This is a genomic window from Sphingomonas kaistensis (assembly GCF_036884275.1).
Classification (GTDB): Bacteria; Pseudomonadota; Alphaproteobacteria; order Sphingomonadales; family Sphingomonadaceae; genus Sphingomicrobium; species Sphingomicrobium kaistense_A.
Window position 1 is genome coordinate 2609020 of record NZ_CP145607.1, and the last position, 12523, is coordinate 2621542.

Below are 12523 nucleotides of genomic sequence, written 5' to 3' on the forward strand. Positions count from 1 at the left end.
TTGGCTAGCCTGTTCAGAAGCTTGTCGGTGCGGGTGACACGAGCGTCGATCCTGAGGCCGTCACCGCCCGCACTTCGAACGCCCGCTGCGCGACATTGTCGGCCCGGAAACGGAAGATGCCGTCCACCCCGGCAAAACCTTCGCGGTCGTCGATCGCGCCCAGCGGAAAGCGGCGGCCCGGCGCCCAGCTACGTGCGCCGCGCGCGGTCAGCAGCACCGCATCATAGCCGAGGCTAGCGATGCGCGGCGGGGTCTGCCCTGGGTAGCGCGCCTTGTAGCGCTGAAGGAATTGACCCCATTGCCCCTGCGTCGGCGCCGCATACCACGCGCCGCGCAGCCTCTGGCTGGCGCCTGCGCCGCCGCTTGCCCAGAGCTCGGTGCCGAGCACCCGGACATTGGCCGGGATGGCGGGAGCGGCCAGCACCGCCGCGCGTGGCCCATCCGCGATCAGCAGCGCATCGTACGGCCGCGACGACAGCCGCTGCACCGCTGCTCTCGCCTGACCCGGCATGGCGTAGTTTTCGACGCCCACCAGCTGCCCGCCAGCCTGCTGCACGGCGGCGGCGAGCGATTGAACCGACCGCTGCCCATAGTCCCCTGCCGGAGCGATTGCGGCGAAGCGCCGGCTACCGCGCCGGGCGGCTTCCTGCACTACCCGCTCGACCGCCTGGCTCGGCGTAAAGCCCAGAATATAGGTCCCGCGCGCAGTCGCGTCGCGATCGTTGCTGAAGGCGATCACCGGCACCCGCGCCCGCTGAGCCAGCGGGGTCACCGCGCGGACGTCCTCGCTCAGCAACGGGCCGAGGATAAGGTCGTGATTGGTCGCAAGCGCGTTCTGCGCCGCAACGGTCGCGCCGCGCCCGGCGGTGTCGAATAGCGTCAATTCGAACGCCTTGGTCCCGGTGTCCGCCATCGCCAGCCGTGCCGCGTTGCCGAGCGCGCGTCCGACCGCCGCGTCGGGTCCGCTCAAGGGCACCAGCACCGCCACCCGATTGACCCGCGGCCCATTCGGCCCCGGGCGGTCGAGCGGCCGCGTCGCGCAGCCTGCCAGCAAGGCCGCGCTGGCGGCGATCAGAAGAAAGGAGCGACGCCCTTGTGCCGGACGGTCGGAGAATGTCATGACGTTCTTCTTCCCATGAACCAGCCCCCTTCCCCCGGCCTCTACATCGTCGCGACCCCGATCGGCAATCTGGGCGATTTGACCGTGCGCGCTGCGGACCTACTGCGCAGCGCCGATCTGGTGCTTGCCGAAGACAAAAGGGTGAGTTCGCGCCTGCTTTCCCACATCGGGGCGAGCGTGCCGATGCGCACCTATAACGATCACAGCGACACGGCTGACCGCGAAGCGATCGTCGCGCGGCTCGGGTACGAAGTCGTGGCGTTGGTCAGTGACGCCGGCACGCCGCTGATCAGCGATCCCGGCTACAAGCTGGTGCGCGATGCGCGCGCCGCCGGACACCAGATCGTCACGCTGCCTGGCCCCTGCGCCGCGGTGGCCGCGATGACGCTGGCCGGCCTCCCTACCGATCGCTTCCTGTTCCTCGGCTTCCTTCCGCCAAAGGAAAAGGCGCGCGCTGACGCCATCGCCGAAGTCGCCGCGATCCGCGCAACGCTCACCCTGTACGAAAGCGGGCCGCGCCTGTCGGCGTCGCTGACGGCATTGGCCGCCGGATTGGGAAATCGCGACGCGGCGGTCGCCCGCGAGCTCACCAAACTTCACGAGGAATGCGTCACCGGCACGCTGGGCGAGCTCGCCGCGCGCTATGCCGATGCGCCGCCGCGTGGCGAGATTGTGATCGTCGTCGGCCCACCTGCTGAGGCAAGTGCACCGACCGAAGATGACCTCGATGCCGCTCTCCGTTCCGCGCTCGCTGCGGGTGAAAGCCCGAGCCGGGCCGCTGCCGCGGTCGCTCTGCAACTCGGCGTCCGCCGCAAGCGAGCCTACGAGCGGGCTTTGGAGCTCGGACGCTGAGCGAAGCGCGGGTCGAAGCGGAGCTGCGCGGCCGCCGCGCCGAAGCGCAGGCCGCCGCTTATCTGCGCCGCAACGGCTGGGAGGTCCTCGCGGAGCGGGTGCGGACGCCGGTGGGCGAGGTCGACCTCGTCGCCCGCCGCGGCAAGCTTCTCGCATTTGTCGAGGTAAAAGCCCGCGCCAGCATCGCGGCGGCACATCGATCCCTCGACCTCAAACGGCTGCAGCGGGTCGCCGCGGCCGCCGAATTCCTCGTACCGCGCTTCCTCGAGGATGCCGAGGATGTGCGGATCGATGTCATCCACATCGTGCCCGGCCATCCGCCGCATCATCTCGAAGACGTCTGGCAAGGATGACAGCAGGGTGCCCGCCCCCTAAGGGAACGCCTCAGCCTTCTTCGGAGCGTTCATGAGCCTCACCGTCGCGGTCCAGATGGATCCGCTCGAGACCATCAGCATCAAGGGCGATTCGACCTTCGCCCTGATGCTGGAAGCGCAAGGTCGCGGGCATCTCCTGTATGAATATCCCGCCGATGCGCTGACATACGAGGACGGCAGCCTGCGCGCCCGCGCCCGACCGGTGACGGTGCAGCGGGTCGAGGGCGACCATTTCGAGGCGCGGGACGCGGTCAATCTCGATCTTGCCGAGGATGTCGACGTCATCCTGATGCGGCAGGATCCACCGTTTGACATGGGCTATATCACTGCGGCCCACCTGCTCGAGCGATTGGCCGGCAAGACCCTGGTGGTGAACGATCCCGCCAACGTCCGCAGCGCGCCAGAAAAGCTCTGGGTGCTCGACTTCGCGCGCTTCATGCCGCCGACGCTGATCACCCGCAACATGGCCGAGCTCACCGCCTTTCATGATCGCCACGGCGAGATTGTGGTGAAGCCGCTGCACGGCAACGCGGGCGCCGCGGTGTTCCGGATCGGACGGGATGGCAGCAATCTTCGTGCGCTGGCCGAACTATTCTCCGAAACATGGAAAGAGCCGTTCATCGCGCAGGCGTTTCTCCCTGCGGTCAGCGAGGGCGACAAACGGATCATCCTCGTCGACGGCGAGCCGATCGGCGCGATCAACCGGGTGCCGGGCAAGGGTGAGATCCGCTCCAACCTCGCGGCAGGTGGGACGGCGCACCAAACGGCGCTGAGCGAGCGCGAGCGCGAGATCTGCGCGGCCCTGGCGCCCGAGCTTCGCCAGCGCGGCCTGCTTTTTGTCGGCATCGATGTGATCGGCGGCATGCTGACCGAGATCAACGTCACGTCGCCGACCGGTCTCGTCGCGCTCGACGCCTTCGAAGGTATCAACAGCGCGGCGCTGATCTGGGATGCGATCGAAGCCAAGCTCGCGCGGGGTTACGCCCGTGGGTGATTGGGTCATCCGCCTGATTGAGCAATCAGGCTATCTCGGCGTCGCGTTCCTGATGTTCCTCGAGACCGTCTTTCCGCCTATCCCGTCCGAAGTCATCATGTCGGTGGCGGGCATCGCGGCCGCCAAAGGCGAGATGAACCTGTGGGGCGTCATTGCGGCGGGCACTACCGGCGCAATGCTCGGCAATATCGTCTGGTATCTCGCTGCCCGCGCGCTCGGCATCATCCGACTAAAGCCGATGATCGACCGGTTCGGACGATGGATCACGATGGATTGGGAAGAAGTGCAGCGGGCCGAGCGCTGGTTTCGGCAGAACGGCACCTTTTTCGTCTTTCTCGGCCGTATGCTGCCGACCGTCCGAAGCCTGGTGTCGGTGCCAGCCGGACTGCTCAAGATGCGCTTCAAGACCTTTCTCATCGCCTCGACGCTCGGAACGGCGGGGTGGACGGCGGCGCTGGCGTACGGCGGCTACAAGCTGCGTGAGCATTTTGAAGAGGTCGACCAGTGGCTCGGCCCGGTCAGCAACGCGATCCTCGTAACGCTGGTGCTTGGCTATCTGTGGCGCGTGATCCGCTATCGCGCCAAGCACTGACCGCCGGTCAGGCGCGGGGGTGCGCGGTTCGCCAGACGTCGAGCATGTGGGCGGCATCGACGGCCGTATAGATCTGGGTCGAGCTGAGGCTTGCGTGGCCGAGCAGCTCCTGGAGCGAGCGAAGGTCGGCTCCGCCCGCCAGCAGATGTGTCGCGAAGCTGTGCCGGAGGGCGTGGGGGGTGATGCGATCGCTCAATCCCAGCGTGCGCCTCGCCTCGGCCACTGCCCGCCGTACCACGTCCGCGCTAAGCGGTCCGCCTTTGGCACCGCGAAACAGGGGTTCGTCCGGGCCCAAGGGCCATGGACATTGCGCGGCGTAGCTGGCGATGGCGTCGGCGACGGCGGGAAGGATCGCGACCATGCGCGTCTTGCCGCGCTTGCCGGTGACACGCAGCGTCTCGCCCAAGGGATGGACGCGCGCCGGCAGCGACAGGGCTTCGGAAATGCGCAAGCCCGCGCCGTAGAGCAGAAGCAGCAAGGCGGTGTCGCGGGCGGCGATCCACGGCTGGCTGGCGAGTGCACCCGTTTCTTCGGCGAGGGCCAGCGCATCGGCAGGCGCGGCGGGGCGCGGCAAAGTACGTGGCCGCTTGGGGCTGGCGATCTTCGGCAGAGCGGTAGCCTCGCCCTGTTGTTCGGCCACGAAGCGAAGAAACGCGCGCACGGCTGACATTTCCCGAGCAGCAGCGGCGGGCCCGAGGCCCTCGCCGCGCCGGCGTGCCAGAAACGCGCGCAGGTCCGCGGCCTCAAGACTGGTCAACATCGCCGGCGTCGGAAGATCGCCTCGGTGAACGGACAGGAAATCGAGCAAACGGTAGGCGGTGGCGACATAGGCCCGAGCGGTATGCGCGCTCGACCGGCGTTCGAGACGAAGCATGGAGTCGAAACGGACGGCCAGCGCCCGCGCGTCGGTCAGGGGTTGAGCGTCCACCGCCGCAGCATAGCGCCGAGGCTCGCGCCGAGAAACAGCAGCAATTCCGAACCGTGATGCCCGTCAAGCGGCTCGGCGCCGCGCTGGCCGAGCATCAGCACGGCTTCAGGAAGGGCGTCGGGCAAACGCACCAGCGCTTCGGCACCGATCAGCTCGCAAGCCGGGCCGAACAAGGGATGGCCGCGCGCGACCGTGCGCAGCTGGACGAGCTCATCGCCGCCCAGCCACTGCCGCAGCAGCGCCGCTTCGCAATGCTGAACCCCGCTCGAATCGACGCGAAAGCCCTGCCCGCCGACAATCAGCCCCAGCGCGACGGCATCGAGGCCAAGGATCAGCGGCCATTCCTGCACCACGACATGCAGCAGATGATCGAAATCCGTCGCTTCCATCGCGGCAAGCACCGCCTGATGAATGGCGGCGACGGCGCCCGACTGCCCGCGCGCGAAGGCGAGCAGGTCTTCGCGGGCTTCTTCAGCCTCGGCTATCCTGGCACGCAGGCGTGCCAGTGCATGATCCTCGAAGGAGAGGAGCTGTCCCATGGCCCGAGTGTAAGGCCAGGAAGGTTAACGTCCAGTGGAAGTCGGCTCAGCCGATTTTCTGGCCGGTCGCTTCCCAATCCTTGAGGAACCCGGCGATGCCCTTGTCGGTCAGCGGATGATTGAACAGCGCTTTGATGACCGATGGCGGCGCGGTCATTACATCAGCGCCGAGCTTGGCGCTTTCGTGGACGTGGATCGGATTGCGGACGCTGGCGACCAGGATCTCGGTGCCGAAGTCGTAATTGTCGTAGATCATGCGGATGTCCGCGATCAGTTCCATGCCCGGATAACCGATATCGTCGTGCCGGCCGACGAAGGGTGAGACGAAGGTCGCCCCGGCCTTGGCCGCCAGCAGCGCCTGGTTGGCCGAGAAGCAGAGCGTGACGTTGACCATGGTGCCTTCACCGGTCAGCGCCTTGCAGGTCTTGAGGCCGTCGAGGGTGAGCGGCACCTTCACCGTGATGTTGTCGGCGATCCGGCGCAGCACTTCGGCCTCGCGCATCATTCCGGCGTGATCGAGCGCCACCACTTCGGCGCTGACCGGGCCTGGGCACACGCGGGCGATCTCGGTCACGGTCTCGATAAAGTCACGGCCCGATTTCATGATCAGGCTGGGATTGGTGGTGACGCCGTCGAGCAGGCCGGTATCCATCAGCTCGCGAATATCGGCGATGTCGGCGGTGTCGGCGAAGAACTTCATGACGGTACGATCCCCAGGGCTGCGGTTGCGTGTCGCTTAGCGGCAAGGCACAGAAGGGTCCATGACCGAGCATGTCCTTGTCGAGCGGCGCGGGCCGCATCTTCGTCTCGTCCTCAACCGGCCCGAGCGCCGCAATGCGATCACCGTCGCCATGTATGCCGCCCTGGCGGACGCGATCACGGCGGCGCAGGACGATGCCGAGCTTCGCGTCATTACGCTCGAGGGCGAGGGGATAGATTTCACCGGCGGCAACGATCTTGCCGACTTCATGAAGGCGATGCCGCAGGACGGCGAAACCGATATTCCGGTCTGGCGGCTGCTTCGCGCGCTGGCGTCCAACCAGGTTCCCCTGATCGCGGCAGTGCATGGCAATGCGGTCGGGATCGGAACAACCATGCTGTTCCACTGCGATCTCGTCGTCGCGGAGGAAGGAACGCGCTTCAAGATGCCCTTCACCGAGCTCGGCCTGGTGCCCGAAGCGGCAAGCTCGCTGATCCTCCCCGCCCTCGCCGGCCGTCAGCTTGCCGCCAAGTATCTCCTGCTCGGCGAATCGTTCGGGGTCGAGGAAGCCGAACGCTTCGGGCTCGTCACTCACCGCGCCGAGAAGGGTTCGTTGAACGAGCGTCTGGGGGCGGTAATTGCCACCCTGCTGTCCCGGCCGCCGGAAGCCTTGCGCCTGACCCAGCGCCTGCTCCGAGGAACCTCACAGGACGAGGTGCTGGAGCGGATGACGTGGGAGAATGGTCACTTTTCGGAGCGGCTGACCTCCGAAGAAGTCAAAAACGCCATTACTGCCTTCTTTACGGCGCGGCTCAAGGCGTAGGCGAACCGGTCACGTAGACACGCTTGGTTCGGGTGAAAACCATCACCGGCCCATTCACGAAGATGAGGCTGGTCGGCATCCGGTAGACAACCTGAAGGTCGACGTACGGCATGGTCGCGGTGGACGGGCTCGGCGTCACCGTAGGCTCGTCGAACGAGCCGTAGGTCGAGGAAAACCGCCGCTCCTTGATTCGGGCGATGATCTGGGCGTCGGTTGGGCGTCGGCAGCCATTTACCAGGGTCGGATTGACGCACAGGGTCGCATAGCGCGCCCCTTCGCCGAGCGCATTCTGAATGCCGTTGTTGGCATGCATGGCAAGGCCGAACTGCACGATCCCCCAGATCATCGTCAGGAGGATCGGAAGGGCAAGCGCCGTCTCCACCATGGCGCCCCCGCGCTCGTCGCGAAGGAGATCGCAGCCGATCCGCATCATTGGACCCTCAGCCCCGCACGGGCCTTGACGATGACATTGCCCTGCGCGTTGACGTTCATCCACGGCATTCTGAAGGTCGGCGCATAAGCCTTTTCCAGACTGATCTGCAGAAAGCGGCTGTATTGCACACCCGCACCGCAGACCTTTTTGTAGTCTTCGTCCATTTTGGAATAGGAGGTGAACTGGGAAACGCCGGCGCACTCGAGCCAGTATTTCACCACCACCGCGCTTTCCTGGACACCTGCCTCGGTCGCGGCCTCGGAGCGCAAGGTCGAGAAGATGCCGGTCTGCGGATCGGCCTGGACGCCCTGCATGGCTTTTTCGATCGCTCGTTGCGCGACCTGCTCGAGCAGCAGCTTTTCGTTGAAGCCCTTGCCGAGGTCGACGATGGCAAACAGCAGCCCGGTCAGGATCGGGGCGATAAGCGCAAGCTCGACCACCGACGTGCCGGTTTCGTCGCGCCACGGCAGGCGAAGCCGGCTCATGCCACCAGCCTCACGTGACGGCCGAGGATCGCATTGGGGTCCGATCCGTCGTCGCAGGATGTGTTGATGGTGTTGCTGATGCCGCTGTTGCCCGAGAATTCGACCGTCCACGACACGAACTGCGCGCAGGTGAATTTCAGGCCCGCGTTTCCGTTGATGTTGAGGTGGGTGGACGGGAAGTACATCGCACCGCTGAAGGTGGAGGTCGACGTCCCGTTGATGTGATTGGCATTGTTGTTCGTCTGAACCGCGCGGCGATCCTGGTAGAACAAAAGGCCACGGTAGGTGCCTGACGTCGGCGCCGTCATGTTCGTCGTGGCCTGAGCGTTCATGGTGACCCGCCCGATAACGGTGGACGAAGGGTCGCTATTGCCGAGAATGATCGTGCAACCATTGCAACTGATGTTGGCGTTCGAGCCAAGATCGAAATTGCCGCCGTCGATATAGTAGGTGGCCGCCTGCAGCTTGAGGGTGCCATTGACCTGCATGTCGCTGACGCAAACGACGCTCCCCGCGGTATCGACGGTGGTCCGGTCGACGTTGCCGTTGTTGGCTACGTCGAGCTTGTTGGCATTTCCTTTGCAGGGCGAAACGGTCGGCGGACTTATCCCCGCGTAGGGGTCGTTCTGCTTGACTGTGAATGGAAGCAGCTCGGCCCCGTTCCAGTTCGTGCTGGCCGGTACCGCGCCGACGGCCGCGACCGGCGAGGCGTGGACCTCGGAGGAGCCGGTCGCGATAGCCGCGGTCAGCGACGTCGAATTGGTGATCATCCCGCAGCCAAGATTGAGGTCGCCATTGCCGGTCGCGGTGATCCCGGTCGCACTGGTGTTGACCAGGCTGACGACGCAATACACGCCGGTGCGGATCGTCGCCGCCGTGGCGCCCGCGGAAATCGTCAGTTGCGGCAGGAACATGGACGAAAAAGCAGGTACCTGATTGTGGGTCAGGACAACCCGCACCGGATTGGTCCACGCCGCGGCCGCCGGATAGCTGACCGCGCGGTTGGCTGCCGTCAGCGTCAGGCCGGTGGCGTTGCGGCTGTTCGGATTATCGCCGGAAATGTTGAGTTCGTAATCGACCGCTTGCGCAGCGGTCTGCGATGCACCCTGCACGGTCGCATAGACGCCGGCGAGCGCCGCAGAATCGGCCGCGCGCTGAAGCTGGCGCTTCATCAGTGCCCACTGAACCGTGTCCACGGCCAGTCCGGCAGATCCGATGATCAGCGGCATAGCCATGCCCGCCAATATCAGGACATTGCCGCGCTCGTTGCGCCGGAGCTTCTTCAGCAATCGCAGCATCGAAAGAGCCTCAAAAAAGTCAGTCGTGGGGGTTCATCTACGACCAACAAGGTGAGCAATTGATTTTGAGATAGGGTTAATTGCTCCCTTAGACTTACGGCCTTGAAGCTCGGCTGTGTCACTCGTATGATACACCTGCTCCTTGCACGTGGCCGCAGCGGCGGCCATGTTCGGTGCAAGAAGGGGATTGAAGAACGACATGGCTACTGATCCGACCATCGCGCAGACCGCCGCTCCGACTGCGACCAAGCTGAAGCTCGATCCGCCGGAAGCGCTTCAGGCGGTCGTCCCGCAGGAGGCCGCCGGGCTGGTCCCGCTCAAGGACACCGAGCGGACGGAGCTGGAGAAAAAGGTCGACGGGTTCGTCGATGAGCTGGTGGCGCTGGACGCAAACAGTCCAGACTTCGGCCGCAAGGTCGACCAGCTGACGGCGATGGGCCGCAAGGAGATTTCGGAAGCGGCCGGCGCGTCCAATCGCTTTCTCGATCGGCCGGTTAAGGCGATCGACAGCGACACGGGTATCGGCGCGGATCTGACGCAGCTGCGCTCAACGGTCGAGGCGCTCGATCCCAAGCGTAACGGCGCGCTGACCCCTGCCAGGAAGCTGTTCGGGCTGATCCCGTTCGGCAAGTCGGTCAAGAACTACTTCCGCCAGTATCAGAGCGCGCAGGGGCACATCAGCGCGATCCTGGCGCGGTTGCAGAGCGGCAAGGACGAATTGTTGATGGACAATGCCGCCATCGACACCGAGCGGGCGAACTTGTGGAAGACGATGCACAAGCTCGAGCAGATGATTCACATCTCGAAGGCGCTCGACGGCAAGCTGGAGGAAAAGGCGGCTGAGCTCGACGCGACCGAGCCGATGAAGGCCAAGGCGATCCGCGAGACCGCGCTGTTTTACACCCGCCAGCGGACCACCGATCTGCTGACCCAAATGGCGGTGACGGTGCAAGGTTATCTGGCGCTCGACATCGTCAAGAAGAATAATGTCGAGCTGGTGAAGGGCGTCGACCGTGCCAGCACCACGACGGTGGCGGCGCTGAGAACCGCGGTCACGGTGGCGCAGGCGCTGACCAACCAGCGGCTGGTGCTGGAGCAGATCGGGGCGCTCAACACGACCACCGCGGGCATGATTGATTCTACCGGACTACTGCTCAAGAGTCAGTCGGCGACGATCCACGAGCAGGCGGCGAGCTCGACCATTCCACTCGAAACGCTGCAGCGGGCGTTCCAGAATATCTACGACACGATGGACTCGATCGACAGCTTCAAGGTGAAGGCGCTCGAGAACATGAAGCAGACGGTCAACACACTCGGCAACGAGGTGGAGAAGAGCCGGGGCTACATCGCGCGGGCCGAGGGCGCGAACCAAGGCGGCAGCCGGCTGGAAGCGAACTCGCCGTTCGCGGCGATCGAGGTCAAGTGAGCGAGACCGACGACCGCGTGAGCAAGGCTCTTGCCCGGTTCGACCGGGTGATGGCGGTCGTAGACGAGAAGCAGGGACCGGTCGCGGCGCAGGCGCGGGCTGAGCGGCAGCGCACGGTCAAGCGCTACAGCAAGGCGACCCGCAACGCGGCGCTGGGGCTGCTCGCCATCAGCCTTGGCGCGATGCTGGTCGGGGTCGTCACCCCGATCGGGCTTTTCGGATTTCTTGCCGCGGTGCTGATGGCGGTCGCCATTGCCGGGCTGTTGTTCGTGTGGGGCGTCCGCGAGGAACCGGTGATGGCGGTGCGCACCGACCTGCCCAACGGCGAGATGGTGCAGCGCTTTAGCAGTTACCTCTACCAGAATCGCCGCGCCCTCCCCGCCCCCGCGCAGGAAGTCGTCGACTCGATCAGCGGCAACCTCGGCACGCTCAAGCAGACGCTGGAGCGGACCGACCCGATGGACCCGGACGCGCAGGACGCCCGGCGCCTGATGAGCATTCACCTGCCCGGGCTGATCGACCGCTACGCCAAGGTCCCGCCCGCCTATCGCGGCGAGACCGACGGCGAGGGCAAGACCATCGACCAGCGCTTGGTCGAGGGCCTCACTGCCACCCGAACCGCACTGGGCGAAGTCAGCGAACGGCTGGCCAAGCGCGACGTCGATGCCTTTTCGACGCAGGGCCGTTTTATCGAAAGCCGCTACGGCCAGGCCGACCAAAGCTGAACAAGGTCACAAAGGTCACCGGTGGCGTGGTGTTTTTGGCGCCCCGAACCTGAACAAGGTCACACCGGGCCTGCCCAATCACCTGTAATTTTCAAAGAGCCGCTATACGAACCGTTCCGGTTAGCAAAGCAGGACAGTTCCTACATTGCAAGGCGGGTCAGGCCCGCGCCCGGGCAACGATTTCCTCGGCCTTGGCGAACAGCGACGGGTCAACCTTCGCGTCAGAGGCGGCGGCGTTTTCGTGGACCTGCTCGGGACGCGAGGCGCCGATGATCGCGGAGGCGACATTTGGTTCGCGAAGCACCCAGGCCAGCGCGAATTGCGACAGGCTGAGGCCGGCCTCGTCGGCGAGCGGGCGGAGCTGCTGCACCGCCTCGAGGATGGCGGGGGTCATCAGATCCTTGAGGAAGCCGCCCATTTCGTCGCTGGTGGCACGGGTGCCCGCCGCGGGGGCTTCGCCGGGTTTGTACTTGCCGGTCAGCACGCCCTGCCCGAGCGGCGACCAGACGATCTGCGAGATGCCGTTGGCGGCGGACAGCGGGATCACCTCGTTCTCGGGGTCGCGGTGCAGCAGGCTGTATTGCGGCTGGCTCGACACGAACTTTTCGACGCCAGCCATGTCGATCGCTTGCCGGATGCGGTCGGCGGGCCATTCGGAAAAGCCGAGATAGCGAACCTTGCCGCTGCGCACGACCTCGCTCAGCGCTTCCATGGCTTCTTCGAGCGGGGTGTGCTCGTCATAGCGGTGGCACTGGTAGAGATCGACGTAATCGGTGCTCAGGCGCTCCAAGGAGGCGTCGAGCTGCTTGTGAACCTGGTCGCGCGATAGGCCGCGATCCTGGTCGCTCATCGGGAAGAACAATTTGGTGGCGAGAATGTAGCTGTCGCGCGGTCGGCCGCTGAGTGCTTCTCCGAGGAAGCTCTCGGCGGCGCCGCGACCGTAGACGTTGGCGGTGTCGATGAAATTGATCCCGGCGTCGAAGGCGGCGTCGAGGCAGGCCCGCGCCTTGTCGGCTTCGACCCCGACGCCATAGGTGAGCCACGAACCGAGCGAGATTTCGGAGACGTGAAGGTCGCTGTTGCCGAGGCGGCGGGTCTGCATGGGTGAACTCCAGATCGGACGGCAAAAGGGATTGGCGTCGGTAACGCGCGATCGGGCAGGGGGTTCGATCCCGGACCACAGAGTGTCGATCAAGTGATGGGCAGGCGCAGCGCATCGTGGCAAGATCGATGC

Annotated in this window: 15 protein-coding genes; 7 read left to right on the plus strand and 8 right to left on the minus strand. The window is 65.4% G+C overall.

What is annotated here, in order from left to right; genetic code table 11:
* Positions 1–13: 13 nt before the first annotated feature.
* Positions 14–1120 (minus strand): penicillin-binding protein activator, encoded by a 1107-nt coding sequence (locus V6R86_RS12820; protein ID WP_338504953.1) that lies wholly within the window; start codon positions 1118–1120, stop codon positions 14–16.
* A gap of 15 nt (positions 1121–1135) precedes the next feature.
* Here V6R86_RS12820 and rsmI point away from each other — a divergent pair, with 15 nt between their 5' ends.
* From rsmI to V6R86_RS12840, 4 genes are all read left to right on the plus strand, one after another.
* Positions 1136–1972 carry a 16S rRNA (cytidine(1402)-2'-O)-methyltransferase gene (gene rsmI, locus V6R86_RS12825; protein ID WP_338504955.1) on the plus strand — a complete coding sequence of 279 codons (837 nt, stop codon included), beginning with the start codon at positions 1136–1138 and terminating at the stop codon, positions 1970–1972.
* 98 nt (positions 1973–2070) lie between these two features.
* On the plus strand, positions 2071–2325 hold the full coding sequence (locus V6R86_RS12830) for a YraN family protein (RefSeq protein WP_338504957.1): 255 nt from the start codon (positions 2071–2073) through the stop codon (positions 2323–2325).
* Between the two features lie 52 nt (positions 2326–2377).
* The gene (gene gshB, locus V6R86_RS12835) at positions 2378–3340 is read left to right on the plus strand and encodes a glutathione synthase (RefSeq protein WP_338504959.1); all 963 of its coding nucleotides are present in this window, start codon (positions 2378–2380) and stop codon (positions 3338–3340) included.
* On the plus strand, positions 3333–3932 hold the full coding sequence (locus tag V6R86_RS12840; RefSeq protein WP_338504961.1) for a DedA family protein: 600 nt from the start codon (positions 3333–3335) through the stop codon (positions 3930–3932). The genes gshB and V6R86_RS12840 overlap by 8 nt, the downstream gene beginning before the upstream one ends.
* 7 nt (positions 3933–3939) lie before the next feature.
* Here V6R86_RS12840 and V6R86_RS12845 read toward each other — a convergent pair whose 3' ends face one another.
* The 3 genes from V6R86_RS12845 to fsa are packed head-to-tail and all read right to left on the minus strand — an operon-like array spanning position 3940 to position 6099.
* A complete protein-coding gene (locus V6R86_RS12845; protein WP_338505496.1) occupies positions 3940–4806 on the minus strand; it encodes a tyrosine-type recombinase/integrase in 867 nt (288 codons plus the stop codon).
* A 35-nt stretch (positions 4807–4841) separates the two neighbouring features.
* Positions 4842–5399 carry a DUF484 family protein gene (locus tag V6R86_RS12850; RefSeq protein ID WP_338504963.1) on the minus strand — a complete coding sequence of 186 codons (558 nt, stop codon included), beginning with the start codon at positions 5397–5399 and terminating at the stop codon, positions 4842–4844.
* Positions 5400–5445: 46 nt separating this feature from the next.
* Positions 5446–6099, minus strand: coding sequence for a fructose-6-phosphate aldolase (fsa, locus tag V6R86_RS12855; RefSeq protein WP_338504964.1), 654 nt, complete (start codon positions 6097–6099; stop codon positions 5446–5448).
* Positions 6100–6160: 61 nt separating this feature from the next.
* On the opposite strand from fsa, the gene V6R86_RS12860 reads away from it, so the two are divergent.
* Positions 6161–6922, plus strand: a complete 762-nt coding sequence (locus V6R86_RS12860; protein WP_338504966.1) for an enoyl-CoA hydratase-related protein — start codon at positions 6161–6163, stop codon at positions 6920–6922.
* On the opposite strand, the gene V6R86_RS12865 is transcribed toward V6R86_RS12860, so the two are convergent.
* Genes V6R86_RS12865 through V6R86_RS12875 form a run of 3 tightly spaced genes read right to left on the minus strand, consistent with a single transcriptional unit; the run spans position 6912 to position 9138 of the window.
* On the minus strand, positions 6912–7352 hold the full coding sequence (locus tag V6R86_RS12865; RefSeq protein WP_338504968.1) for a TadE/TadG family type IV pilus assembly protein: 441 nt from the start codon (positions 7350–7352) through the stop codon (positions 6912–6914). The two genes, V6R86_RS12860 and V6R86_RS12865, sit on opposite strands and share 11 nt — an antisense overlap.
* A complete protein-coding gene (locus tag V6R86_RS12870; protein WP_338504969.1) occupies positions 7352–7840 on the minus strand; it encodes a TadE/TadG family type IV pilus assembly protein in 489 nt (162 codons plus the stop codon). The genes V6R86_RS12865 and V6R86_RS12870 overlap by 1 nt, the downstream gene beginning before the upstream one ends.
* Complete coding sequence (locus V6R86_RS12875; RefSeq protein ID WP_338504971.1) at positions 7837–9138, minus strand: pilus assembly protein TadG-related protein; 1302 nt, start codon at positions 9136–9138, stop codon at positions 7837–7839. Before V6R86_RS12875 ends, V6R86_RS12870 begins: the two co-directional genes overlap by 4 nt.
* Positions 9139–9337: 199 nt before the next feature.
* Here V6R86_RS12875 and V6R86_RS12880 point away from each other — a divergent pair, with 199 nt between their 5' ends.
* Both V6R86_RS12880 and V6R86_RS12885 read left to right on the plus strand, forming a co-directional pair.
* Positions 9338–10564, plus strand: a complete 1227-nt coding sequence (locus V6R86_RS12880; RefSeq protein WP_338504973.1) for a toxic anion resistance protein — start codon at positions 9338–9340, stop codon at positions 10562–10564.
* Positions 10561–11289 (plus strand): hypothetical protein, encoded by a 729-nt coding sequence (locus V6R86_RS12885; RefSeq protein ID WP_338504975.1) that lies wholly within the window; start codon positions 10561–10563, stop codon positions 11287–11289. Before V6R86_RS12880 ends, V6R86_RS12885 begins: the two co-directional genes overlap by 4 nt.
* A 157-nt stretch (positions 11290–11446) precedes the next feature.
* On the opposite strand, the gene V6R86_RS12890 is transcribed toward V6R86_RS12885, so the two are convergent.
* Positions 11447–12391, minus strand: coding sequence for an aldo/keto reductase family protein (locus V6R86_RS12890; protein ID WP_338504977.1), 945 nt, complete (start codon positions 12389–12391; stop codon positions 11447–11449).
* Positions 12392–12523 lie beyond the last annotated feature (132 nt).